Consider the following 25,803-nt stretch of genomic DNA (forward strand, 5'->3'; position numbering starts at 1 on the left):
GGCCCTGGCGAGCCCCGCGGACCCGGCAGGCCGGGACGGCAAGGCGGCGGAAGCGTCGGTCGGCATGCCCGTCATGGTTGTCACGGAACGAAGGATTCGGCTGGGAAGTCGTGAAGAATGCGCAGAGATTCACGGCCGTGTAATCGCGCCGTACGTGGATCTGCGTACCCACAGGACGCGCGAGACCTCTGGGGTCCACAGCGATCATTGCGCCCCGTGTGATCAACGCCGGTTAACAGCAGGCTAATTACCGCCGGATACAGCGGGAACGCCCGGCGAATCTCCCAGTTCCACTGCTAGCCTCTGGCTCCTGCTCCTGACCGTGGAGCCCGGTGCGCACCGCCATATCCGGTGCGTACCCGTACGTCCCCACGCCGCGTCGAGACCGTACGCCGCGAGGGTCACCGCTCACTTCTTCCCGCCCGCCTGTTCGCGGGCGGTGTCTCCGGTGCCCGTCGCGCTGTCCCTGTGCAATCGGCGGTAGGCGGGCCCGTCTTCAGGGGGGACTCCATGGCTCAAGTCGTCAATGCCCGCGCGGGCGGCGCGCCGTCCGGCGCGGCCCATGCACGCACGGGTTCCGAGGGCGGTTCGGAGACCGCGCCTCACGTCTGGGACGTCGGCGGCGGCGCTTCCGGCGATCAAGCGGCGCCACCCCGGCTCACCGTTCTCGTGCCCACCCGCAACGAGCAGGAGAGCGTGCCGCTGCTCCTCGACCGGCTCGGACCTGCGGTCGCGCCCCTTGGCGCGGAGATCCTCTTCGTGGACGACAGCGACGACGGGACAGTGGACGAGATCAGCGCTCTCGCACCCGGCTGCCCCGTCGCCGTACGCGTCCTGCACCGGCCGTCCGGCCGCCGCGGAGGCGGTCTGTCCGGCGCCGTCGTCGCCGGGATGCGGGCGGCCCGCGGCGAGTGGGTGCTGGTGATGGACGGTGATCTGCAGCATCCGCCGGGGGCCGCCGCGCTGCTGGCCAGGACGGCGATGCGGGAGGGCGTCGACATCGCCGTCGGCACCCGGTACGCGGGCGCGGGTGCGTCCGGGGGGCTTTCGGGCGCCACCCGCCAGGCCACCTCGTCCGGCGCGACCCGACTGGTCAAGGCCGCCTTTCCGCGCCGGCTCGCCACCGTGAGCGACCCGCTCAGCGGGCTCTTCGCCTTCCGCAAGGACGCGATCGATCCCGGTCGGCTCAACCCGGTCGGGTTCAAGATCCTCCTCGAGATTCTGGTGCGGCATCCCGCCGCCCGCGTGGCCGAGGTCGCGTACTCCTTCGCGCCGCGCGAGGCGGGCCGGTCCAAGGCCTCGCTACGAGAAGGGCTCGCGTTCGTACGGCATCTGGGGCGGTTGCGTCGCGGTGTGGCCGGCGGGCAGCGGCAGCTGCTGCGGATGGCCGCCTTCGGGGCGGTGGGGCTCTCCGGTATCGCCGTCAACACGGCCGCGCTGTGGCTCTTCTTCGAGGTGCTCGGCGTCCATCATCTGGTGGGTGCGGCGCTGGCCACCCAGTTCTCGACGGCCTGGAACTTCGCCCTCACCGATGCCGCCGTATATCGGAAGGAGCAGCGAAAGGGCACCTGGTACGGGCGTGCCGGGCGCTTCTTCGCGATGAACAACCTGCTGCTCCTCGCACGGCTGCCCGTGCTGCAGTGGCTGGTGCTGGCGGGGGCGGGGGTGCTCACCGCCAATGCCCTGACCCTCGTGCTCCTCTTCCTGCTGCGCTTCCTCGTCAGCGACCGGATGATCTACCGGGGAGGCGAGGCCCGCGCGCAGCGCCGGGACCCGGTCAGGATGCTGGTCGACCCGGAGGGTCTGCCGGCCGCCGACGCGCAGCAGCCCGCGAAGAAGCGGTCCGTCTACCTCCCGTACCGCTACGACATCGCCGGAACCGTCACCATCGGCTCGCAGATACGGCTGCCCGAGCTCGAGTTCTTCCGCGCACAGTGGGTCCCGGACGCGGACGTCGACATCGCGGTGCGCGTGGGTGACGTCGGGCGGCGCAGGCCGCGGCGGCGGGCGGCGCTCACCGAGCACGGCGACCTCGGCGGACCGGGCGAGCCCGCGGCGCTGCGCTACGAGGAGCATCTGGGACGCCTCGGCGCCAACTTCAGCGTCCGGCTCGGTCCGCCGATCACCGTCGAGGTCGGGCCGCTGCTGGCCCGTTCCCCGCACGTCGTCTACACGAACGTGGTCGAGGCCCTGCTGCGCTTCGTACTGATCTCGCGCGGCCGCATGCTGCTGCACTCCGCATGCGTGGAGCTCGACGGACACGGCGTGATGCTGTCGGCGCTCACCGACACGGGCAAGACCGCGACGATCCTGCGGCTGCTGCGTGAGCACGGCGGGCGGTTCCTGTCCGACGACATGACGGTGGTGGACGCGACGGGCAACGCCGTGTGCTTCCCGAAGCCGCTCACCATCAGCTCGCACACCCTGCGCGCCGTGCACGCCGACGACCTGACGAAGAAGGAGTGGCGCCGCCTCAACTTCCAGTCGCGGCTGCACTCCAAGGGCGGCCGCTCAATCGCCCTGATGCTGTCCCGCTTCAACCTGCCGATCATGGGCATCAACGCGATCACCCAGATCCTGATCCCGCCGCCGAAGTACAGCGTCGACCGGCTCGTACCGTGCCGTCTGGGGTCGAGTACGCAGGTGCGGGACCTGTTCGTCATCGAGCGCGGTACGCCCGGCCTGCGCGACCTCGACCACACCACCGCGCTGGAGCGGATGCTGGTCAACACCGAGGACGCGTACGGCTTCCCGCCCTACCGCTATCTCGCGCCCGCGCTGCGTATCAACGGCATGGACTACGCCGAACTGCGTGAACGCGAGCGCGAGATCCTCGCCGGGTTCCTCAAGGGCGTACGGACCCGGGTGCTCGCCTCAGACAGCTTCGGCTGGGCCGACGAGATCCCCCGCCTGCTCGCGGACGAAGCGCAGGCAGAAGCGGCCCGAACGGGCGCGGCGGATCCCGCCGGGACGGCGCCGGCCGAGGCATGGCCCCGGTGGGGACTGTGGCACAGGCCGGTCCAGGCGCCCGGCGCCGCCGGTTCCGCCGCATGACCGAGCGGTCTCTGCTCCCCACCGGGGCACCCCGCGCCGCCCCGGTGCCGTTCCCTCCCGGCACCGGGGCCCGGGCAGCGCTGCGCCGGGCGGCACCGCTCATCGCGGTGCTGCTCGTCGCGGTCTTCCTGCGCTTCCAGCGGCTCACGGCCACCGGATTCAACAGCGACGAGGCGGTGTACGCGGGCACGTCGGCGTCGCTGGCGGGGGACGACGAACTCGGCTCCCTGTTCCCCGTGTTCCGTGCCCACCCGGTGCTGTTCCAGTCGCTGGTGTCGCTCGCGCTGCGCGTGCACCCCGGCGACTGGGCGGCGCGCGCCGTTCCTGCACTGCTGGGCGTGGCGACGGTCGCGTTGACGTATGCGCTGGCCCACCGGCTGTACGGGCGCAGGGCTGCGGTGGTGGCGTCGCTGCTGCTGGCGGTGATGCCGTACCACGTCGTCGTCAGCCGTCAGGTGCTGCTGGACGCGCCGATGACGTTGTGCGCGACGGGGGCGCTGTACTGCGTCGTGCGGTACGCGGAGTCGCCCACCCCGCGCTGGCTGCTCGCCGCGGGCGGGATGCTCGGTCTGACGGTGCTCGCCAAGGAGACGTCGATCGTGCTGCTCGGCTCGCTGTACGCGTTCTTCGCGCTCACGCCCGCGGTACGGATGCGGTGGCGTCATCTGCTGCCGGCGCTGGGTGCTGTGGGCGTGGTGGCAGTCGCGCATCCCTTGTCACAGCTGCTCGCCGGGCATTCGAAGGCGGGCGGGAACTATCTGCTGTGGCAGCTGTTCCGGCGAGCCAACCATCCGTACAGCTTTTATCTGACCGAAGTGCCTTGGGCGATAGGGCCGTTGGCGGTTGCGGCGGCGCTGGCCGGGCTGGTGTGGCTGCGGCGTGAGAACACCTGGCGGGAGCGGCTGCTGGTGTGCTGGGTGGTCGTGCCGGCCCTGTTCTTCACGGTGTGGCCGGTGAAGGGTTTCCAGTATCTGCTTCCCGCGGCACCGGTGTTCGCGGTGCTGGCGGGGCGGACGCTGACGTCGTTCCCGCGGGTCGTGCGGTTGCAGCGGACCGCGGCGGCCGCGGCTGTGTGCGTCGTCGTCGCGTCGCTGGCCGTTCCGTCGTGGCTGCGGACGGAGCCGCCCACGGGAACCCGGTTTCTGGCCGGAACCGGCGGGCTTCCGGGTGGGCGGGAGGCGGGGCTGTGGGTGCGCGAGCATGCTCCGGAGGGCGCGCGGCTGCTCGCCATCGGTCCGTCCATGGCGAACGTCGTGCAGTACTACGGCCTGCGACCGGTCTCCGCGCTGTCCGTGTCGCCCGACCCGAACCGCCGCAACCCCAGCTACCGGCCCGTCCCGAACCCGGACCGGGCGCTGCGCGACGGCCGCTTCCAGTACCTCGTATGGGACGCGTACACGGCCCGCCGCACTCCCTTCTTCACCGCCAAGCTCCGGGAGCTGGTGAGCCGTTACCACGGGGACGCGGTGTTCACGGCGCGCAATGCGGACGGCGTGCGAGTCGTGGTGATCTATCGAGTGAGGGCGTCATGAGGAGAGTGCTGGTCGCCGTTCTCGTCCTGCTCGTCATGGGGCTTTCCGATACCGCCGGGGCTTCGACGACCCGCCCGACCCGCACGCCCATTCGCCACTTCGTCTATCTCATGCAGGGCGACCGCACCTTCGACCACTACTTCGGTACGTATCCGGGAGCCGACGGGCTCCCTGCGGACGCGCGCCAGTACGTCGATCCGGAGGACCCGGACAGCGGTGTCGTCGCCCCTTATCCGCTGCGCGAGTCGACCCCCGTCTCGCCGGGTGCTGGTCCGCGACTCGTCCAACGGCAGTTCAGCGGCGGCCGCATGGACTCGTTCGTTTCCGCCTTCGAACGACAGGGGCGCGACGGACGGGTGGCGATGGGCCACTACGACCGGCGGACGCTGCCCTTCTACTGGAACGCGGCCGACCGCTACACCCTCTTCGACCACTTCTTCGCCTCGTCGCTGGACGGCACCCGCACCAATCGCGCGCACTGGGTGACAGGCGGTGCCGACCTTACGGGCCCCACCGTGTTCGACGGGCTGGAGGAGGCCGGAGTGAGCTGGAAGTTCTACGTCCAGAACTACGACCCGGCCAAGACATACCGCACGACATCCCCGTCCGACCCGGCCACGCAGACCGTCCGCGTGCCCCTGCTCGACATCCCGCGCTTCGTCGACGACCCGAAGCTGAAGTCCCACATCGCCGATCTCTCCGAGTACTACCGGGACCTGGAGCACGGCACGCTGCCCGCGGTGGCGTACATCGCGTCGTCGGGGGCCAGCGAGCGCTCCGGGCGCTCCATCCCGGCCGGGCAGCGGCTGGTGCGCGAGCTGAGCACGCAGCTGATGTTGAGCCGGTACTGGGACTCGTCGGCGCTCCTGTGGTCGTACGACGGGTCGGGCGGCTGGTACGACCATGTGAAGCCGCCGGCGGGGCGTGGGCTGCGGGTGCCCGCGCTGCTGGTCAGCCCGTACGCGGCGCGCGGCAAGGTGGATCACACGCGGCTTGAGGCGGCGAGCGCACTGCGGTTCGTGACAGAGAACTGGGGCCTCGAGCCGCTCCGCGGCCGGGCCTCCAAGGCGCAGAGCCTGGCCGGTGCCTTCGACTTCGACTCGCCGCCGCGGCGCGCGGAGCTCATTCCGGCCGACGCGGGGCAGGCAGCGCTCCCTGTGGCCCGGCGGCCTTCGCCGGTGCCGGTGTACGCGGTGTACGGCGGGGCTTCGGCCGTGGTCGCCGTGCTGCTGTACGGAGCGGTGCGGGGGCAGCGGGGGCCGGTGCGCCGAAACGGGCCGGCACGCGCGCGTGGTGCGTCATGAGGTGGCGTGGGCTGGTCGTCACGGCGGCGCTCGTCGGATCGGGATGCCTGGGTGCGACATCCGCGCCCGCCGTCGCCGCACCCGGCGCGCGGTCCGTCACCGTCACGGTCCGTACGGCACCGCAACTGGCCGGGGTGCGGTTCCTCTTCGACGGACATGAGGTCCGCACGGGGGCCGACGGAGTGGCGCGGTTCACCGGGGCGCACGACTTCGCGGACCACACGCTGTCCGTCGACGACAGCGGGCTCGGTGAGGCGGGGCGGAAGTTCCGGTTCGTGCGATGGGCCGGGCAGCGCGACCCGGACCAGGCGTACCGGACGACTGTCGCGGGGCTTCCGCTGCGCGCGGACTACACGGTGACGGCGGCGTTCACGGCCCGCTTCCGCATCACCGTGCGCTGCGTCGATCAGGATGGGCGACCGGTGCCCTCCGACCGGGTCCCGTACGTCACGGTCAGGAGCGACACCGGGCGCACGCGGCGTCTGCCGGTGGGGCGTCCGGTGTGGCTGGAGGGGCTGCTGCCCGTGTACCGGAAGAGTGTCCTGACCTCGCGCAAGGTCGGCTACACGCTGGTGGCGGCCGACGCCTACGGCACCAACGCCGTGGACGCCGGACGGCAGCACTTCAGCCCCGCCGCGGACAAGGACGGGAAGGTGGTGTTCACGACGCCCTTCCACGACCTGACCGTCTCTGCGCAAGACGCCGTGTTCGGTTCCCCGGCCGGGCGCGCGGCACGCGTGACGATGCCCGACGGGTCCGTCCGCACGGTGCGGTTCGGCGACGACAGGGTGGCAACGATCAGGGACCTGCCGCATGGGCAGTACGTGGTGGAGGTGACCGGAGCGAAGGGGCTGACAGCGGCCCAGCAGATCAGGCTGTCGCGGAACCAGGCCGTCGAGCTGCGGGTGGTGAGCCGCACCGATCTGGGCCTGGCGGGTGGTGCGGTGCTCGGGGTCGCGGGCGGGCTGCTCGTCGTGGGGCGGCGGCTGCGCAGACAGCGGGGTGGTGCGTCGTGAAGAGCGACGGGTTGGTCATGAGGGCGCGCGGATCCGCCATGAAGGGCGGCGGATCACTCGGGGGCGGCGGATCCGTCTTGAAGGCGCGCCTGTTCGTCGTCACGGCCTTACTGGCGGCTCTGACGACGGCGGCCGGGCTGCTGCCGCCGCCCGCAGGCGCCGCCGAGGCCCGGACGCCGATCCTCGCGTACTACTACCAGTGGTTCGAGCGGTCCTCCTGGCAGCGGGCCAAGACGGACTATCCGCGGCTCGGCCCTTACTCGAGCGACGACGCCTCCGTGGTCCGTACGCACATCGCGTGGGCCCGGTCGGCGGGCATCGACGGTTTCGTGGTGAGCTGGAAGTCCGGCGAGGTCAACAACCGGCGTCTGGAGCTGCTGCTGGCGGAGGCGCGGCGGCAGGACTTCAAGGTGGCGGTGATCTACCAGGGCCTCGACTTCCACCGCCGTCCCCTCTCCCCCGCCCGTATCGCCGCCGACTTCCGTCTGCTGCGTGACCGCTACGCACGCGATCCCGCCTTCTTCCGCCTCGGCGGCAAACCGCTCACCGTCCTCAGCGGCACCTGGGAGTTCTCGACCGCCGAGGTCGCCCGCATCACTGCGCCCGTGCGCGGGCGGATGCTGGTGCTGGGCACCGAGAAGAACCCGGAGGGCTGCCGCAGACTCGCCGGCGTCACGGACGGCGACGCCTACTACTGGTCGTCGGTCAACCCGGCGACGAACGACCGGCACGAGACGAAGCTCCGCGAGATGGCCGAGGCCGCGCATGCGTCCGGCGGCTACTGGATGGCGCCGTTCGCACCCGGTTTCGACGCGCGGCTGGTGGGCGGCACGAAGGTGGTGCCGCGGGCCGGTGGCGGGACGCTGCGCGCCGAGTACGCGGCCGCGGTGGCGTCGCGGCCCGATGTGCTCGGGCTGATCAGCTGGAACGAGTTCAGTGAGAACTCGCACGTCGAGCCGTCGCAGGCGCACGGCACGCGCGCGCTCGACCAGTTGCGGGAGCTCCGCGGTCTGTCCGCGTCGCAGCGCGCCTCGGTCGCGCCGTCCGCGTCGGCAGGCACGGGGTCGTCGGCACGCCGGGAGCCGCCCGGCGTGTGGCCAGGTCTTCTTCGCCTCGCCGGAGCCGTCGTGCTGCTGGTGGGCGGGGTCGGCTGGTTGTCCCGTACGAGACGGGCAAGGAGCGCGCGCGAAACGCGAGGCGCGCGCCGCACAGGCACCACCGGGAAGGAACGAGCCACATGAACGCCGACAGCAGCAGCCGCAGACGCACACTTGTCCCCCGTTGCGCCGTACTCGCCCTGTGTCTGGGGGCGGGTACGGCGCTGCTGTCTGCGCCACGAGCGCAGGCCGATCTGCCCGGCGCCGACGCGCAGTTGACGCGGGCGCCCTATCTCACGGATGCGACGACCACGTCGGTGCAGGTCAGCTGGGCGACCACGACGCAGAGCAGGAGCGTGGTCCGCTACGGGCCGCCGGGTGACTGCACGGCGTACACGGCGACGTCTCCCACGCTCGGCAACCCCATCACGGTCGGTTCCGAGCGGCAGTACGGCAACACGCTCACACTGACGGGCCTGACCGCGAGCAGCACGTTCTGCTATCGGATCTTCACCGGTTCCGGCACCGATCTGCTGGGCTCGCTGCCCACACCGTCGTTCACCACGCCCGAGGCGGCCGGGTCCACCGCTCCGTTCACGTTCGCGGTGCTCGGCGACACCGGCGAGACGACGAACAGCGGCGTCAACGACGGTTCGGTGAACGTCAACCAGGCGAATGTGCACCGCCTCATCGGCGAGAGCGCCGCGCGGTTCGTGGTACAGACGGGCGACATCACGCATCCCGGCACCTCGCAGACCCAGTACGGGGATCTGAACCAGACCGGCCCGGATGTCAGTTCCTGGTTCGGTCCGTCCTACTGGGCGGAGCCCGGCATGCGGATCCCGCTCTTCGCGACCGTCGGCAATCACAGCATGACCGGCACGTTCACCTCCGTGTGGAAGCAGCCGGCGGTGACGGCCGCGTCGGGCGGAGTCTTCGGCATGGTCGACTATCCGTCGTACCTCGGGTCGGATCCGATCAGCTACCCGACGTCGTACTACGCCTTCACGACCGGCGGCGTCCGCTTCTACGTTCTCGACGCCGCGTGGGGGAACTCCAACACGGGTGAGGCGACGGGCGGACCGTGCGGTTCCCACTGCGCGATCTATGAGCAGGACGCGCATGCCCACTGGCTGGCAGGCACAGCCGAGTACGAGTGGCTCGCGGCCGATCTGGCCGCGCATCCGAGCGGGCCGAAGTTCGCCTTCTTCCACTTCCCGCTGCACTCGGACAGCGAGAGCGAGCCGAGCGACACGTATCTGGCGGGCCTCGAGTCACTGCTCGCCGACAGCGGAGTGGACCTCGTCTTCAACGGCCACTCGCACATCTACCAGCGCAACTCGACCACCCCCGTGTCGTATGTGACGGGCGGCGGAGGCGCCGACGTCAGCACGGTCGGAACGACCGGCTGCTCGGCCACGGACGCCTACGCGCTCGGGTGGTCGTACAGCCGCGACCGGGGCACGGCGTGCGGCGCCGCGCCCGTGCCGACGGATGACGCGCAGGTCTACCACTTCCTGAAGGTGTCGGTGGACGGCACCTCGGTGACGGTGACGCCCACCAACTCCCTCGGGCAGACCTTCGACGTCAGGACCTACGCCCTTACGCCGTGACCACCGGGGCGGCTCCCGCGCCGCCCCGGCATCATCCCGTGGGCCGTTCGTTACGGCATCAGGTGGTAGTCCGGGAAGTTCCCGGGCAGCCGCTCCTCCGCCGGCCCCTGCGTCACCGCACGCACCAGCAGCTCGCCGCCCACGAACGCACCCCGCCAGGAAGCGCCGAACCCGCCGAACAGCTCCTCACGGTCACCGCGCGAACGCGGCTTGCTCTGCCCGACCTTGAAGGCGCGGATCTGCGGTGCCAGCCGCTCGTATGTCGCCGGGTCGTCGGTCGACAGGGTGGCGACCAACGCGCCGTTCGACGCGTTCATCGCCGCCAGCAGCTCGGCCTCGGTGTCGACCAGGACGATGGTGTCGACCGGGCCGAACGGCTCCGCGTGGTGCAGCGGTGAGGACGGGGGCGGGCCCAGCAGGGTCACCGGCGGGAAGTACGCGGAGGTGTCCTGGCCGGGGAGGAAGCGCCCGTCGGCGAGCGAGCCGCGGTGCAGCGGCACGGCTCCCCGATCGATGGCCTCGGTGACCTGGTCGGTCAGCTCCTTCGTCTTCGTCGCGTTGATCAGCGGCCCGAAGTCCAGCTCGGGGAACGGGTCGTCGGGCTGCTCCACCGCGAGCGGGTGGCCGATGCGGATCGTGCGGGCGGCCGGCAGATACGCGGCGAGGAACTCGTCGAACAGGCTTCGCTGCACGACGAAGCGCGGATACGCCGTACAGCGCTGCTTGCCGTAGTCGAAGAGCTTCGGGATGACGGCCGACAACTTGTCCCAGTCGCTGTAGTTCCAGATGCCCCAGGTGTTGAGTCCTTCCTGCTCCAGGATGTGCCGCTTGCCGAGGTCGGCGACGGCGGTTGCCACCGCGGCGCCGGTGTCGCGGCCGCCGACGAAGGAGACGCAGCCGATCTCCGGGGCGCGCACCAGCGCCTCGGAGAGCTCGCCTCCGCTGCCGCTCACGAGGGTGACGGGAATCCCTTCGCGGGCGGCGAGCGCGCAGGCCAGGGTGAGGCAGGAGACGCCGCCGTCGGTCGGGGTCTTGGCGATGACCGCGTTGCCCGCAAGTGCCTGTACCAGCATTGCGTGAACGAGCACGGACATCGGGTAGTTCCAGCTCGCGATGTTGGAGACCGGACCGTCCAGCGGGGCCCGGCCTTCGAGCATGGGTTCGATGCCGTCGACGTACCAGCGCACGCCGTCGATCGCACGGTCGACATCGGCCTGCGCGAGCCGCCACGGTTTGCCGATCTCCCAGACGAGGAGCAGGGCGAGCAGTTCGCGGTGCTGAGTGAGGGCGTCGAGGGTGGCGGCTACGCGGGCTCGCCGCTCGGCGGGCGCGATGTGCCGCCAGGCCCGGTGCTGGTCGAGCGAGGCCCGCACGGCCTGCCCGGCCGTCGCCGAGTCGAGGCGCGGCGGGCCCGCGATGGGGCTCCCGTCGACGGGGCTGGTGGCGGGCAGCGCCCGGCCGTCCGCCTGCCAGGCGGCGCCCCAGAGGTTGAGGACACGGTCGTCCCGGAAGGCCTCGGGAGCGACGGCCAGGCAGCGCTGCCAAGCGTCGTCCCAGGACGTTCCGGACTTGAGGGTGAGGGTGGATGCCATTCGGTTTTCTCCGCTCACGGTGCACAGTCGGGGGCGGGGGCATGGCTCGTACGGGTTCCGTCGCGGATCCGCGTGGGTGTTCGCGCTCGTCTCCGCGTTTGTTCCCGCTTACGCACGTGCGCACGTAAGCGGAAGGTAGTGAGGCGCCGTTGTGGGTGACAGAGCCCCGACTCAACTATGAGTGACGTCACGCTCCACTGAGGGTGACATCAGGCCGGGCAATGGGGCGATTCACGTTCAGCGCGTGACGTCCTCACCTGCCACGTTTCTTCCCTCTTACGCTCCCTCTTCGAGCCGCGCGAGCACCAGCCGTGCCGTCTCGGTCGGCGTACTGCCCACTGCGACGCCCGCCGCCTCCAGCGCCTCCTTCTTCGCCTGCGCGGTTCCGGAGGAGCCCGAGACGATCGCTCCGGCGTGCCCCATCGTCTTGCCTTCGGGTGCGGTGAAACCGGCGATATATGCGACGACGGGCTTGGTGACATGATCGCGCACATAGGCGGCCGCCCGCTCTTCCGCGTCGCCGCCGATCTCGCCGATCAGCACGATGAGGTCCGTGTCGGGGTCGTCCTGGAACGCGGCCAGGCAGTCGATGTGCGTGGTGCCGATGACGGGGTCTCCGCCGATGCCGACGCACGTGGAGAAGCCGATGTCGCGGAGCTCGTACATCAGCTGGTAGGTGAGCGTGCCGGACTTGGACACCAGTCCTATCCGGCCGGGCTTGGTGATGTCGGCCGGGATGATGCCGGCATTGGACTGCCCCGGAGTGATGAGGCCCGGGCAGTTGGGGCCGACGATGCGCGTCCCACGCGCGCGTGCGTATGCGTGGAACGCCACGGCGTCGTGGACGGGGATGCCCTCGGTGATGACGACGGCGAGTCCGATGCCGGCGTCGGCGGCCTCGATGACGGCCGCCTTGGCGAACGCGGGCGGTACGAAGACGACGGTGACGTCGGCTCCGGTCGCCTCGATTCCTTCGCATACCGATCCGAAGACGGGGACGGCCCGGTCGTCGAACTGGACGCTGCGGCCCGCCTTGCGCGGGTTGACGCCGCCGACGATGTTCGTGCCGGCCTGCAGCATCCGGCGGGTGTGTTTCATGCCCTCGGCCCCGGTCATGCCCTGGACGAGGACCTTGCTCTCCTGGGTCAGGTAGATGGCCATATCCCGTCTCCTTCAGCTGTCCGAGATGGTTGCGGTGCCTGCGGTGGCATTAGCGAGGGCCGCTGCGCGGCGTGCGGCGCCGTCCATGGTGGTGGCCTGCTGGACGAGGGGGTGGGCGCGCCCGTCGAGGATGGCGCGTCCGCGGACGGCGTTGTTGCCGTCGAGGCGCACGACCAGAGGCTTCGTCAGGTGCACGCTGTCCAGGGCCTGGACGATGCCATCGGCGACCGCGTCGCAGGCGGTGATGCCGCCGAAGACGTTGACGAACACCGACTTCACGGCCGGGTCGGACAGGATCACGGACAGCCCGTCGGCCATGATCTGTGCCGACGCGCCGCCGCCGATGTCGAGGAAGTTGGCGGGCCGTGCGCCGCAGCCGGCGACGACGTCGAGTGTCGACATGACCAGGCCCGCGCCGTTGCCGATGATGCCGACCTCGCCGTCGAGCTTGACGTAGTTGAGGCCCTTTGCGGCGGCCGCGGCCTCAAGCGGGTCCTCGTCGTGTGTCGCTTCCTGTGAACCCCATCGCGACCGGCGGAAGCGTGCGTTGTCGTCGAGGGTGACCTTGCCGTCCAGGGCCAGGATCTGGCCCTGTGCCGTCCGTACGAGGGGGTTCACCTCGACGAGGACTGCGTCCTCCCGGGTCAGCACCTGCCAGAGCCTGACCAGGACGTCCACCGTCTGCGGGGGCAGTCCTGCGGCTTCGGCGATCTGTGCGGCCTTGGCTGTCGTGACGCCCTCGGCCGGGTCGATGGGGATGCGCGCCACTGCCTCGGGCCGGGTCGCGGCGACCTCCTCGATGTCCATGCCGCCCTCGGCGGAGGCGATCGCGAGGAAGCCTCCTGCCGCGCGGTCGAGTACGTACGAGACGTAGAACTCGGCCTCGATGTCGACCGGTTGGGCCAGCATCACCTTGTGCACGGTGTGGCCCTTGATGTCCATGCCGAGGATCTGGCGTGCCGTCAACTCGGCGGCCGCCGGATCGGATGCGAGCTTCACCCCGCCCGCCTTGCCGCGGCCGCCGGCCTTCACCTGGGCCTTGACGACGACGCGGCCGCCGAGGCGGCGTGCGCTCTCGCGTGCCCCTTTGGGCGAGTCCGTGACCTCGGCCTTCGGCACCAAGATGCCGTATTCCTCGAAGAGTTGCCTTGCCTGGTGCTCGTACAGGTCCATCTCGGCTCCTGACTGCCGTGGCCTTTCGGGGAGCAACGCCTGCTGCCCGTATGGCCCTCGACTGGCTCTCGGAAAAGTGCCGCACGCCCCCTGGACACCACCCACCGGATGCGGGATAACAAGCTTCATACAGTATTCGTCGACTGTATGCAATCTACCGCGACGGCAGCCGGGAGCAGCGCATCCGTGCTCCCAACTCCCCTACGAAGGGACAGGACTTCGCCATGCCCGACGACAACAGCCAGGACCTCATCTCCGGTGGGCATCTGGTCGCCAAGGCACTCAAGGCAGAGGGAGTGGAGGTCATCTACACGCTCTGCGGCGGCCACATCATCGACATCTACGACGGCTGCGTGGACGAAGGCATAGAGGTCGTCGACGTACGTCACGAACAGGTGGCCGCCCATGCCGCCGACGGTTACGCGCGCATCACCGGGAAGCCGGGCTGCGCCGTCGTCACCGCCGGGCCCGGCACGACGGACGCCGTCACCGGTGTCGCCAACGCCTTCCGCGCGGAGTCCCCCATGCTGCTGATCGGCGGCCAGGGGGCGCACACACAGCACAAGATGGGGTCGCTGCAGGACCTCCCGCACGTCGACATGATGACGCCCATCACCAAGTTCGCCGCGACGGTGCCGGACACGGCGCGGGCGGCCGACATGGTGTCGATGGCCTTCCGCGAGTGCTACCACGGCGCTCCGGGCCCGTCCTTCCTGGAGATTCCGCGCGATGTGCTCGACGCGAAGGTGCCGCGGGAGAAGGCCCGGATCCCCAAGGCCGGGCAGTACCGGGCCTCGACCCGCTCGGCCGGCGACCCCGAGGCCATCGAGAAGCTCGCAGACCTGCTGGTGCACGCCGAGAAGCCGGCGATCCTGCTGGGCAGCCAGGTGTGGACGACCCGCGGGACCGAAGCGGCCATCGAGCTCGTACGGACCCTCAACATCCCCGCCTATATGAACGGCGCTGGGCGCGGCACCTTGCCGCCCGGCGATCCGCACCACTTCCAGCTGTCGCGCCGGTACGCCTTCTCCAACGCCGACGTCATCGTCATCGTCGGCACTCCCTTCGACTTCCGTATGGGATACGGCAAGCGGCTCTCCGCGGACGCGACGGTCGTGCAGATCGACCTCGACTACCGGACCGTCGGCAAGAACCGGGACATCGACCTGGGCATCGTGGGCGACGCGGGGCTGGTCCTGAAGTCCGTGACGGAGGCCGCGTCCGGCCGCATCAACGGGGGCGCGTCCAAGCGCAAGGAGTGGCTGGACGAGCTGCGGGCCGCCGAGCAGACCGCGATCGAGAAGCGGCTGCCGAGCCTGAAGTCCGACGCCTCGCCCATCCACCCGTACCGTCTGGTCAGCGAGATCAACGACTTCCTCACAGAGGACTCGATCTACATCGGCGACGGCGGCGACATCGTCACCTTCTCCGGGCAGGTCGTGCAGCCGAAGTCGCCGGGTCACTGGATGGACCCGGGTCCGCTCGGCACCCTCGGCGTCGGTGTTCCGTTCGTCCTCGCCGCCAAGCAGGCGCGGCCCGACAAGGAGGTCGTGGCGCTCTTCGGCGACGGTGCCTTCTCGCTCACCGGCTGGGACTTCGAGACCCTCGTCCGCTACAACCTCCCCTTCGTCGGGATCGTCGGCAACAACTCCTCGATGAACCAGATCCGGTACGGCCAGAAGGCCAAGTACGGCGAGGAGCGCGAGCGCGTCGGCAACACGCTCGGCGACGTCCACTACGACAAGTTCGCCCAGATGCTCGGCGGTTACGGCGAGGAGGTCCGCGACCCCGCCGACATCGGGCCTGCGCTGCGGCGGGCCCGCGAGTCCGGCAAGCCCTCGCTGATCAACGTGTGGGTCGACCCGGACGCGTACGCCCCCGGAACCATGAACCAGACCATGTACAAGTGAGGGGTCCCGCCATGACAGACGCCATCACGGAAACGGCGCCCAAGGCTCTCTCCGGCATTCGCGTGCTCGACATGACGCACGTACAGTCCGGGCCCTCGGCCACGCAGCTGCTGGCCTGGCTCGGCGCGGACGTCGTCAAGCTGGAAGCGCCGACCGGCGACATCACGCGCAAGCAGCTGCGCGATCTGCCAGACGTCGACTCGCTCTACTTCACGATGCTCAACTGCAACAAGCGGAGCATCACCCTCAACACCAAGACCGAGCGCGGCAAGGAGATCCTCACCGAGCTGATCCGCCGCTCGGACGTCATGGTCGAGAACTTCGGCCCCGGTGCCGTGGACCGTATGGGGTTCACCTGGGACCGCATCCAGGAGATCAATCCGCGTATCGTCTATGCCTCCATCAAGGGTTTCGGTGACGGCCCGTACACCAACTTCAAGGCGTACGAGGTAGTCGCTCAGGCCATGGGCGGCTCCATGTCGACCACGGGCTTCGAGGACGGGCCGCCGCTTGCGACGGGCGCGCAGATCGGCGACTCGGGCACCGGCATCCACGCCGTGGCAGCGATCCTCGCCGCCCTGTACCAGCGGGTGAGCACGGGGCGCGGGCAGCGCGTGAACGTGGCCATGCAGCATGCGGTGCTGAATCTGTGCCGGGTGAAGCTGCGGGACCAGCAGCGCCTGGCGCACGGGCCGCTGGCTGAATATCCCAACGAGGACTTCGGCGACGAAGTTCCCCGCTCGGGCAACGCGTCCGGCGGCGGTCAGCCGGGCTGGGCGGTCAAGTGCGCGCCGGGCGGGCCGAACGACTACGTGTACGTCATCGTGCAGCCCGTCGGCTGGAAGCCGATCACGGAGCTCATCGGGCGTCCGGAACTGGCCGACGACCCCGAGTGGGCGACGCCGGAGTCGCGGCTGCCCAAGCTCAACAAGATGTTCCAGCTCATCGAGGAGTGGTCGGCCACGCTCCCCAAGTGGGAGGTGCTCGAGAAGCTCAACGCGCACAACATCCCGTGCGGCCCGATCCTGTCCACCAAGGAGATCATCGAGGACGCGTCGCTGGCCGCGAACGAGATGGTCGTCGAGGTCAGCCACCCGGAGCGCGGCAGCTTCACCACCGTCGGCTCCCCGCTGAAGCTCTCCGACTCGCCCGTGGACGTGGTCAGTTCGCCACTGCTCGGCGAGCACAACGAAGAGGTCTACGTCGGCGAGCTCGGCCTCGGCGACGAAGAGCTGCGCCTGCTCAAGTCGAACGGAGTGATCTGATTGATGGCCGAAGACCGCGTGCTGAGGGTGCGGACGCTCCTCGACGCCGTGCGGGCCGAGGGCCGTACCGCGCTGACCGCTCCCGAGGGCAAGGTGATCGCGGACGCGTACGGAATCGCCGTACCGGGCGAGGAACTGGCGACGGACGTCGACGAGGCCGTGGCGTTCGCAGCGCGCTTCGACGGGCCGGTCGTCCTGAAGATCGTCTCGCCGGACATCCTGCACAAGACCGACGCCGGCGGCGTGATCGTCGGTGTCCAGGGCGCGGCGGACGTGCGGGCCGCGTTCTGCAAAATCATCGAGAACGCGCGCGCGTACGCGCCAGAGGCACGTATCGAGGGCGTGCAGGTGCAGGAGCTGCTGCCGAAGGGCCAGGAGGTCATCGTCGGCGCGGTGACCGATCCGACGTTCGGGAAGGTGGTCGCCTTCGGGCTCGGCGGCGTACTCGTCGAGGTCCTCAAGGACATCACGTTCCGGCTGGCGCCGGTCGACGCCGACGAGGCCGTGTCCATGCTCGACTCGATCCGGGCCGCGGAGATCCTGCGCGGTGTACGCGGCGCGCAGCCCGTCGACCGGTGGGCGATCGCCGAGCAGATCCGCCGCGTCTCCCAGCTGGTCACCGACTTCCCGGAGATCGCCGAGGTGGACCTCAACCCGGTGATCGCCACACCGGAGAGTGCGGTCGCCGCCGACATCCGCGTCATCCTCTCCGAGGGGGAGGTCAAGCAGCGGCGCACCTACACGCGCGCGGAGATGCTCACTTCGATGCGCCGGCTGATGCAGCCCCGCTCGGTCGCCGTGATCGGCGCCTCCAACGAGCAGGGCAAAATCGGCAATTCGGTGATGCGCAACCTCATCGACGGCGGTTTCTCCGGAGAGATCCACCCGGTGAACCCCAAGGCCGATGACATCTTGGGCCGCAAGGCGTACAAGAGTGTCACCGACGTCCCGGGTGAGGTGGATGTGGCGGTCTTCGCGATCCCCGCCAAGTTCGTGGCCGCGGCTCTGGAGGAGGTGGGACGCAAGGGGATCCCCAACGCGGTACTGATTCCCTCCGGTTTCGCGGAGACCGGCGAACACGAACTGCAGGCGGAGATCGTGGCGATCGGTGAGCGCCACGGGGTGCGCCTGCTGGGGCCGAACATCTACGGCTACTACTCGACGTGGCAGGACCTGTGCGCCACGTTCTGCACGCCCTACGACGTCAAGGGCGGGGTGGCGCTGACCTCGCAGTCGGGCGGCATCGGCATGGCCATCCTCGGCTTCGCACGGGCCACCAAGACCGGTGTGTCGGCGATCGTCGGTCTCGGCAACAAGTCGGACCTCGACGAGGACGACCTGCTCACCTGGTTCGGCGAGGACCCCAACACCCAGTGCATCGCCATGCACCTGGAGGACCTCAAGGACGGCCGCGCCTTCGTGGAGGCCGCACGCGCCACCGTGCCGAAGAAGCCGGTCGTGGTCCTCAAGGCGGGCCGCACCGCGGCGGGCGCCAAGGCCGCCGGCTCCCACACGGGCGCGCTCGCGGGCGACGACGCCGTGTACGACGACATTCTCCGGCAGGCCGGTGTGATCAGGGCGCCCGGCCTCAACGAGATGCTGGAGTACGCGCGTGCGCTGCCCGTCCTGCCGACGCCCAAGGGCGACAACGTCGTGATCATCACGGGTGCGGGCGGCTCGGGCGTGCTGCTGTCCGACGCGGTGACCGACAACGGGCTGAAGCTGATGGAGATCCCGTCCGATCTGGACGCGGACTTCCGGAAGTTCATCCCGCCCTTCGGTGCCGCCGGCAATCCGGTGGACATCACGGGTGGCGAGCCCCCGTCGACGTACGAGGCGACGATCAGGCTCGGCTTGGAGGACCCGCGGATCCACTCGCTGATCCTGGGCTACTGGCACACCATCGTCACGCCGCCGATGGTCTTCGCGGAGCTCACCGCGCGCGTGGTTGCCGAGTTCCGCGAGCGCGGCATCGAGAAGCCGGTTGTGGCGTCGCTCGCGGGCGACGTCGAGGTCGAGGATGCCTGCGCATACCTCTTCGAACGGGGCGTCGTTGCGTACCCGTACACGACGGAGAAGCCGGTGGCCGTACTCGGCGCGAAGTACCGGTGGGCGCGGGCGGCGGGACGACTGTGAGGCGCGGTCGAGGGGCGGGTCTGTTGGGGGGCGGTCGATGAGGTGATCGAGGGAGGGGCCGGCCGGCGGTGCGCGCCGGCCGGCCCCGGGACCCGTGCGCGCACGAAAGGAATTGGACAGGGGGCGCTGGCCAGATCTTTCGACGCAAGGGGTGCTTTCGCGACATGACAACCACCGACATTCCCACGTCCGTCCCCTACAGGGAGGTGACGGACCGCAACGGCCGCCTTTACCGGATCGGCGAGACCGACCGGGACATCATGGGGCGACCGCGATGGACCATGGTGCTCTTCCCGTGGATGGGCATGATGGGCATCAGCTCCTCGGAGTACGCGTTCACATCGGCCGAGGACACACTGCACGAGGCACATCTGTGGTCGAGCGGCCACATCTTCTGGCTGATGGGTGTCTGGGTGTTCTTCCAGGCGGCCGTGGCCTTCCCCGCCGGGCAGCTGCGCGAGAGCGGCAAGCTGCCGGCGCGGTACGCGATGATGCTCGGTGCGCTGGGCACCATCCTCGGCTATCTCTCACTCGCGTACGCGCCGCATGTGATCGTCGCGTACATCGGCTTCGGCATGTTCAGCGGCATCGGCGCCGGTCTCGTCTACGCGACCTGCGTGAACATGGTCGGCAAGTGGTATCCGGAGCGCAAGGGCGGCAAGACCGGCATGGTCAACGGCGGTTTCGCCTACGGCTCCGTGCCGTTCGTGTTCCTCTTCACCTCGTACATGGACCTGAGCAACTATCAGGGCGTCCTGGTGATGGTGGGCTTGGTCTGCTGCGCCGTGGTCGCCTTCGCGGGCTGGTTCTTCAAGGACCCGCCCAAGGGCTGGTGGCCGGCCCACGTGGATCCGCTGAAGGTGTCGGACGACCCGAAGATCCGACGGGCGCTGGAGAAGAACCCGCCGGCGGTGAAGCAGTACACGCCGAAGCAAGCCGCCCGCACGCCGGTGCTCTGGATGATGTGGTTCTGTCTCCTGTGCACGGCCGGGATCAACATCTTCGGTATCGCGTTCCAGGTGCCGTTCGGCAAGGACATGGGCTTCGCCGGCGGAATCGTGGCCACGGCCATGTCCCTGAAGGCCATCGTCAACGGCACCGGACGGGGCGTCATCGGCTGGATCTCCGACCGCTACGGGCGCCGCAACACGCTCATCATCGTCTGCATCGTGCTGGGCTCCGCCCAGTTCGGCGTGCTGGTCTCGGGCTCCATGGGCAGCATGCCGTTCTTCCTGTTCTGCTCCATGGTCTCCGGATTCGGCGGCGGCGCGATCTTCCCGCTGTTCGCGGCCATGACCGCCGACTACTTCGGCGAGAACAACAACGCCACCAACTACGGGATGGTCTACAGCTCGAAGCTGATCTCGGGCCTGCTCGGCTCGGGCATGGGCGCCGTCGTGGTCAGCGCCTGGGACTACGAGGGCGCGTTCATCATCGCGGGTTCCATCGGTCTCGCTTCGGCCGTCCTCGCGCTGTTCCTGAAGGCCCCCGGCAGGCCCGGGGGCCGCCGTATCGCACCCAACCCGCATCCGATCGGGGAGGAGATGGCGTGACATGACGGCGGACCCCATCGCAGCGAACAGCGCATCGGCGCACGCCGGCGCCGACGCCGACGCCACGAACCTCTCGTACCGTGAAGTGACCGACTCCCGCGGACGCGTCTACCGCATGGGCGAGACGGACCGGGACATCCTCGGTCACTCGCGCAAGCTCATGGTGTACCTGCCGTGGATCGCCATGATGGCCATCAGCGTCTTCGAATACGCGTACGGTTCGGCCGAGGACACCCTGTCCCACGCACACGGCTGGACGCAGAGCAACACCTTCTGGATCCTCAGCGTTTGGGTCTTCTTCCAGGCCGGCATCGCCTTCCCGGCGGGCTGGCTGCGGGAGAAGGGCATCCTGACCGCCCGCCAGGCCATGTACATCGGTGCCGGCATGTGCGTCGTCGGCTTCCTCGCCCTGTCGCACCTGAGCAACGTCCTCCTGGCGATCCTGGGATTCGGTGTCGTCGGCGGCATCGGCTCCGGCCTCGTCTACGCGACCTGCATCAACATGGTCGGGAAGTGGTTCCCCGAGCGCCGCGGCGCCAAGACCGGCTTCGTCAACGGCGGATTCGCCTACGGCTCTCTGCCGTTCATCTTCATCTTCAACTACGCGTTCGACACGGCGAACTATCACCGGGTGCTGGATCTGATCGGCTGCTACGTGATGATCGTCGTGCTGTCCTGCGCGTTCTTCTTCAAGGATCCACCGAAGAACTGGTGGCCGGCGGATATCGACCCGCTGACGCACGCCGGCAAGGGCAAGAGCTCCGCCGGCCTGGCAAAGAACCCTCCCGCGGTGAAGCAGTACACGCCCAAGGAGGCCATCAGGAGCGGCGTGCTCCCGCTGATGTGGATCACTCTCGTCATGACGGCGGGTGTGTCGATCTTCGGTATCTCCTTCCAGGTCGATTTCGCCAAGGAGGTGGGCTTCGGCCCGCTGGTGGCGGCGTCGTCGATGGGCATCATGGCGGTCATCAACGGCATCGGCCGTGCGGTGGTGGGCTGGCTGTCCGACCTGTGGGGCCGCAAGCTGACCCTGGTGTTCGTCATCGTGGTACTGGGACTCGCTCAGTTCGGCGTGATCTGGGCGGGCGACGTCAGGAACGAATGGCTGTTCCTGTTCTTCGCCTTCCTCTCCGGATTCGGCGGCGGCGCCTTCTACCCGATGTTCGCGGCCCTGACCCCGGACTACTTCGGGGAGAACTACAACGCCACCAACTACGGCCTGGTGTACAGCGGCAAACTGATCAGCGGCCTGTTCGGCGGCGGTCTCGGCTCGATGGTGGTCGCGGCCTGGGGCTACAACGGGGCGTACGCGCTGGCCGGCGGGATCTCGATGGTGGCAGCGGCGATCGCCCTGCTCCTGAGGCAACCGGGGCGGACCAGGGAAGCCACCCGGACTCCGCAGCCACAACCGGCGGGCTGAGAGGGCAGCTCGGCACACGGCAACAGATCAGGCGGCCCTCCCCACGACGTTACGTGGGGAGGGCCGCCTGATTTGTTGTCCGGGAACCGGTGATGCCTGGTTAGACGCGCTTCTCGCGCAGGGCCGCGAGGTTGTCATAACCGATCTTCGCGTGCCGCAGTGACTGCCCCGGGTCGGTGGAGCTCGGGGCGTTGTCCTGCTCGACCATCGGGTTGTGGTAGTTCCTTGCGCCGACGCGTGAGAAGAACGTGGTGTAGTCGATGACGCCGGTGCCGAACGGGACCATGTCGTAGCCCATCCCGTTCGTGGTGTTGACGGTGCCGTCCTTGGCGTGGAAGAGCGGGTAGCGCTTGTTGTTGCGGGCGACGAGCCCCGCCGGGTCGAAGACGTTCTCCTGCGTCGAGCCGTCGTGGGCCGTGTAGGTGTGGAACTTGTACCGGGCGACGTGTGCCCAGAAGATGTCCATCTCCAGCCAGACGACCTTCGGATCGGTGATCTTGAGGAAGTACTCCAGCTTGCGGATTCCGGAGCTGCGGGTCGGGCGGCCCTGGGCGTCCAGCGGGCCTCCGTCGATCAGGAAGCCGTAGGCCGCGTCGTGGTTGTGGGTGTACAGCTTGATGCCCTCACGTCGGGCGATCTCCCCGAGCGCGTTCCACTTGTCGGCCGCCACGTCCCAGTCGGCCCGGTAGGCGCTGCCGGTGGGGTCGCCGCCCGTGCCCATGTGCGCCATGCCGAGGATGTTGGCGATTTCCAGGTGCTTCTTGAAGGTGTCCAGGTCGGGGGTGGTGAGCGGCCAGGAGGGCGGGATGAAGCCGTGGTTGCCCTGTGCCCTGAGGCCGTACTCGTCGAGCCAGGAGCGCAGCAGCTTGGCGCCCTCGACGGACTCCAGGCTGGCACCGCCCGGGGCGTTGGCGTGCTGGCCGTATCCGGCGAACTCCACCTGTCGGTAGCCGTACCGCGCGAGCTCCTTGAAGACCTCGCGGAAGCCGGACGGCAGGTCGGTGGAGAGTGGGTCGCGGCCTGTCGCATCACGGACGGTGTAGAGGATGATTCCGCGTTTGTCTGCGGGGACGAGGACGTCTCCGCCCCGGTCGTCACCTCTTCCCTGGTCCTGAGCGTCCTGAGCCAGTGCTGGTGAGGCCCCGAAGACGGGTGCGGCGATCGCCGCTGTCGCGGCGGCGGTGCAGGTGCTCAGGAAGCGGCGGCGGCTGACGCCGAGAGCGCGACGCAGGGCGTCGCCGGTTCCGGATTCGTCGTTGAATGCGGTCACGGTCTCTCTCTTTCGAGTCGGTGTACGGGTCGAGCGGGTGCCGAACGGTCTGCTGCTCTTCCGCGGGCCGGACGCGTTGTCAGTGGCGCGTGTTTCACTTTCTGCAGTTGCTCAGTTGCTCGTCATGCGAGGCCGGCCAGGTCGAGCAGCAGGGATTTCACATCGGTGGCCGCGATGCGGCCGCCGACGGCGCGGGGGGTGGAGCACATGATGAGCGGACCTTCGTCGTCGCTCGCGGGAAGGCGGCCGTGGCTGCCTCGAATAGGTGACGGGTCCAGGGGCACGACCGCCATGCGGTAGCGCATGCCGAGTTTCTTGCGGGCCAGCGCTCCGGCTGCCTTGACCCTGACGTAGGGGTCGAGGGGGTCCATGAAGAGCTCGGCGGGGTCATAGCCGGGTTTGCGGTGGATCTCGACGAGCTGGGCGAAGTCGGGGGCCTGGTCGTCGTCGAGCCAGTAGTAGTACGTGAACCAGGCGTCCGGCTCCGCGACGGCGACCAGCTCACCGGCGCGGGGGTGGTCGAGGTGGTGCGCCTTCTTGCCCTCGTCGTCGAGGAGTTGGTCGATGCCGGGCAGGTCCCGGAGTGCTGCGCGAGTGGCGTCAAGGTCCTCTGGTCGGCGGACGTATACATGGGCGAGCTGGTGGTCCGCGACGGCGAAGGCGCGCGAGGCCATCGGGTCGAGGTATTCCATGCCGTCCTGGGTGTGCACTTCCAGCAGGCCGGCCCGGCGCAGGGCGCGGTTGATGTCGACGGGGCGGCTGACGCGGGTGATGCCGTACTCGGAGAGAGCGACGACGGTGCGGCCCTGGGTGCGCGCGTCGTCCAGGAGGGGGGCGAGAGCCTGGTCGAGATCGGCTGCGGCCTGGTGTGAGCGGGGATCGTCGGGGCCGTAGCGCTGCAGGTCGTAGTCGAGGTGAGGGAGGTAGCACAGGGTCAGGTCGGGGTTGCGGCCGGCCATGATGTGCCGCGTGGCGTCGATGATCCACTGGCTGGAGACGAGGTCGGCGCCGGGGCCCCAGAAGTGGAAGAGCGGGAAGGTGCCGAACTTCTCGGTGAGTTCGTCGTGCAGGTCCGGGGGCCGGGTGTAGCAGTCGGGTTCCTTGCGGCCGTCGGCGTAGTAGACGGGACGGGGGGTGACGGTGATGTCGGTGTCCGCGCCCATGGCGTACCACCAGCAGATATTGGCGACCGTGAAGCCGGGGTGGGCGCGACGGGCGGCGTCCCACAGTTTGTCTCCGGCGACGAGACCGTTGTGCTGGCGCCACAGCAGTACGTCGCCGAGCTCGCGGAAGTACCAGCCGTTGCCGACGATGCCGTGCTCGGCAGGTGTGGTGCCGGTGAGGAACGTCGACTGGGCGGTGCAGGTGACGGCGGGCAGGACGGTGTCGAGCGCGGCCTGGGAGCCGGCCTGGCCCAGCGCACTGAGGCGGGGCATGTGCGCGAGGAGGCGGGGGGTGAGGCCCACGACGTCGAGGACGAGGAGAGGAGTCGGGCCGGGGCGTTGGTGTCGGTCGTCGGAACCGAGTGGGTGCGTCACGGGAGTTCCTTCAGGCCGAGGTCCGTCAGGAGGTCGCGGGCGAGGGTGAGTTCGGCGGCGATGCCGTCGGCGAGCTGGGATCGGGTGTGTGGGCGCAGCTCGGGTGGGAGGGCCTGCCAGGTGTAGGTCTCGACCTCGAGATGGCTGGTCAGCGGGTGCGGGCCGCCGACCAGCCGGGCCAGTGTGTCCTTGAGCACGGGAAGAGTGGAGGTGAGTGGCGCGGCGGGGGCCGCGTGCAGGGGGACGTGGAAGTGGGAGCGCCACGGGGTTCGGTCGGGCAGCGCATCACCGGCGAGGGCTTCGCCGAGGTCGTCGGTGCCGCGCAGTGCGGCGGTGGTGCGGGTGCGGGTCTGGTGGAGAAAGCGGGGTTCGTCGAAGGCGGCGAGGGCTTCGCGTACGTCGGGGAGATGGGGGTGTTCGGCGTGGAGTGCGGCGGAGAGCTGGGATTTGACGATGGGGATGCGGGCGGCCCTGAGCTCGTCCAGCGCGGTGTGCGGGTCTTCGAAGGAGGTGGCGAGGTGGCAGGTGTCGACGCAGATACCGATGCGGTCGTGTCCGACCGCGGTGAGGGGCGCGATGGCGTCGCCGGTGGTCTCGACGATGCAGCCGGGCTCGGGCTCGAGGCCGATGCGGATGGAGCGGCCGGTCAGCTCCTCCAGGGCGTCGAGTCGTCCGGCGAGGGTGGCGAGTGCGGCATGCGCGGCCTCGGCACGGTGTGCGTCATACGCGGTGCGCCAGGCGATCGGCAGTGTGGAGATGCTTCCCTCGGTCACGTCGTCGGGCAGCAGCTGGGCGAGCAGGCGCGCCAGGTCCATGGTGTGGCCGAGGCGCTCCGGGTCGGCCCAGTCCGGTTTGTAGACGCGGTACTTGACCTCCGCTGCACCGAATCCTTCATACGGGAAACCGTTGAGGGTGACCACTTCCAGGCCGCGCCGGTCGAGTTCGGTGCGCAGTCCGCGCAGCGCCGCGGGGTCGGTGACCAGAGCCCGGGCGGCGTCCTTGGCGAGCCACAGGCCGATGCCGAGCCGGTCGCGGCCGAGACGCTTGCGGACGGGTTCGCAGTGATCTCGCAGTTGGGCGAGGACGCCGTGGAGGGTTTCGGCGGGGTGGACGTTGGTGCAGTAGGCGAGGTGGACGGTGGAGCCGTCGGGGTGCCGGAACCGCATGGC

17 protein-coding genes are annotated in these 25,803 nt (G+C 69.5%); 11 read left to right on the plus strand and 6 right to left on the minus strand.

Features of this window, described 5'->3' with window-relative positions; translation table 11 throughout:
* Window positions 1-510 precede the first annotated feature (510 nt).
* The 6 genes from ABT009_RS12365 to ABT009_RS12390 all read left to right on the plus strand — a co-directional run bounded on the left by ABT009_RS12365 (window position 511) and on the right by ABT009_RS12390 (window position 9,616).
* Complete coding sequence (locus ABT009_RS12365) at window positions 511-3,054, plus strand: glycosyltransferase (protein ID WP_351292445.1); 2,544 nt, start codon at window positions 511-513, stop codon at window positions 3,052-3,054.
* Entirely contained in the window at window positions 3,051-4,586 is a 1,536-nt protein-coding gene (locus tag ABT009_RS12370; RefSeq protein ID WP_351292447.1) for an ArnT family glycosyltransferase, read from the plus strand. The genes ABT009_RS12365 and ABT009_RS12370 overlap by 4 nt, the downstream gene beginning before the upstream one ends.
* A complete protein-coding gene (locus tag ABT009_RS12375) occupies window positions 4,583-5,890 on the plus strand; it encodes an alkaline phosphatase family protein (protein WP_351292449.1) in 1,308 nt (435 codons plus the stop codon). The genes ABT009_RS12370 and ABT009_RS12375 overlap by 4 nt, the downstream gene beginning before the upstream one ends.
* Entirely contained in the window at window positions 5,887-6,906 is a 1,020-nt protein-coding gene (locus ABT009_RS12380; RefSeq protein WP_351292451.1) for a hypothetical protein, read from the plus strand. Before ABT009_RS12375 ends, ABT009_RS12380 begins: the two co-directional genes overlap by 4 nt.
* Window positions 6,907-6,983: 77 nt before the next feature.
* A complete protein-coding gene (locus ABT009_RS12385; RefSeq protein ID WP_351292453.1) occupies window positions 6,984-8,147 on the plus strand; it encodes an endo-1,3-alpha-glucanase family glycosylhydrolase in 1,164 nt (387 codons plus the stop codon).
* Window positions 8,144-9,616: a purple acid phosphatase family protein gene (locus ABT009_RS12390; RefSeq protein ID WP_351292455.1), complete on the plus strand. Its 1,473-nt coding sequence runs from the start codon at window positions 8,144-8,146 to the stop codon at window positions 9,614-9,616. The genes ABT009_RS12385 and ABT009_RS12390 overlap by 4 nt, the downstream gene beginning before the upstream one ends.
* A 50-nt stretch (window positions 9,617-9,666) precedes the next feature.
* On the opposite strand, the gene ABT009_RS12395 is transcribed toward ABT009_RS12390, so the two are convergent.
* From ABT009_RS12395 to sucC, 3 genes are all read right to left on the minus strand, one after another.
* On the minus strand, window positions 9,667-11,208 hold the full coding sequence (locus tag ABT009_RS12395; protein WP_351292457.1) for an aldehyde dehydrogenase family protein: 1,542 nt from the start codon (window positions 11,206-11,208) through the stop codon (window positions 9,667-9,669).
* Between the two features lie 276 nt (window positions 11,209-11,484).
* Complete coding sequence (gene sucD / locus ABT009_RS12400) at window positions 11,485-12,369, minus strand: succinate--CoA ligase subunit alpha (RefSeq protein ID WP_351292459.1); 885 nt, start codon at window positions 12,367-12,369, stop codon at window positions 11,485-11,487.
* A gap of 12 nt (window positions 12,370-12,381) precedes the next feature.
* Window positions 12,382-13,542, minus strand: coding sequence for an ADP-forming succinate--CoA ligase subunit beta (gene sucC / locus ABT009_RS12405; protein WP_351292461.1), 1,161 nt, complete (start codon window positions 13,540-13,542; stop codon window positions 12,382-12,384).
* A gap of 224 nt (window positions 13,543-13,766) precedes the next feature.
* On the opposite strand from sucC, the gene ABT009_RS12410 reads away from it, so the two are divergent.
* From ABT009_RS12410 to ABT009_RS12430, 5 genes are all read left to right on the plus strand, one after another.
* Window positions 13,767-15,452 carry a thiamine pyrophosphate-binding protein gene (locus tag ABT009_RS12410; RefSeq protein ID WP_351292463.1) on the plus strand — a complete coding sequence of 562 codons (1,686 nt, stop codon included), beginning with the start codon at window positions 13,767-13,769 and terminating at the stop codon, window positions 15,450-15,452.
* A gap of 11 nt (window positions 15,453-15,463) precedes the next feature.
* The gene (frc, locus tag ABT009_RS12415; protein ID WP_351292465.1) at window positions 15,464-16,717 is read left to right on the plus strand and encodes a formyl-CoA transferase; all 1,254 of its coding nucleotides are present in this window, start codon (window positions 15,464-15,466) and stop codon (window positions 16,715-16,717) included.
* 3 nt (window positions 16,718-16,720) lie between these two features.
* Window positions 16,721-18,853 (plus strand): acetate--CoA ligase family protein, encoded by a 2,133-nt coding sequence (locus ABT009_RS12420; protein WP_351292467.1) that lies wholly within the window; start codon window positions 16,721-16,723, stop codon window positions 18,851-18,853.
* 164 nt (window positions 18,854-19,017) lie between these two features.
* Window positions 19,018-20,406, plus strand: a complete 1,389-nt coding sequence (locus tag ABT009_RS12425; protein ID WP_351292469.1) for an OFA family MFS transporter — start codon at window positions 19,018-19,020, stop codon at window positions 20,404-20,406.
* 1 nt (window position 20,407) lies between these two features.
* On the plus strand, window positions 20,408-21,826 hold the full coding sequence (locus tag ABT009_RS12430) for an OFA family MFS transporter (RefSeq protein ID WP_351292471.1): 1,419 nt from the start codon (window positions 20,408-20,410) through the stop codon (window positions 21,824-21,826).
* A 100-nt stretch (window positions 21,827-21,926) separates the two neighbouring features.
* Here ABT009_RS12430 and ABT009_RS12435 read toward each other — a convergent pair whose 3' ends face one another.
* The 3 genes from ABT009_RS12435 to eboE all read right to left on the minus strand — a co-directional run bounded on the left by ABT009_RS12435 (window position 21,927) and on the right by eboE (window position 25,800).
* Window positions 21,927-23,096 (minus strand): sugar phosphate isomerase/epimerase family protein, encoded by a 1,170-nt coding sequence (locus ABT009_RS12435; RefSeq protein WP_351292473.1) that lies wholly within the window; start codon window positions 23,094-23,096, stop codon window positions 21,927-21,929.
* A 122-nt stretch (window positions 23,097-23,218) separates the two neighbouring features.
* Entirely contained in the window at window positions 23,219-24,634 is a 1,416-nt protein-coding gene (locus tag ABT009_RS12440) for an alkaline phosphatase family protein (protein ID WP_351292475.1), read from the minus strand.
* Window positions 24,631-25,800 carry a metabolite traffic protein EboE gene (gene eboE / locus ABT009_RS12445; RefSeq protein WP_351292477.1) on the minus strand — a complete coding sequence of 390 codons (1,170 nt, stop codon included), beginning with the start codon at window positions 25,798-25,800 and terminating at the stop codon, window positions 24,631-24,633. The genes ABT009_RS12440 and eboE overlap by 4 nt, the downstream gene beginning before the upstream one ends.
* Between the last annotated feature and the right edge of the window lie 3 nt (window positions 25,801-25,803).

The organism is Streptomyces sp. NPDC002896, from assembly GCF_040295225.1.
Taxonomy (GTDB): Bacteria; Actinomycetota; Actinomycetes; order Streptomycetales; family Streptomycetaceae; genus Streptomyces.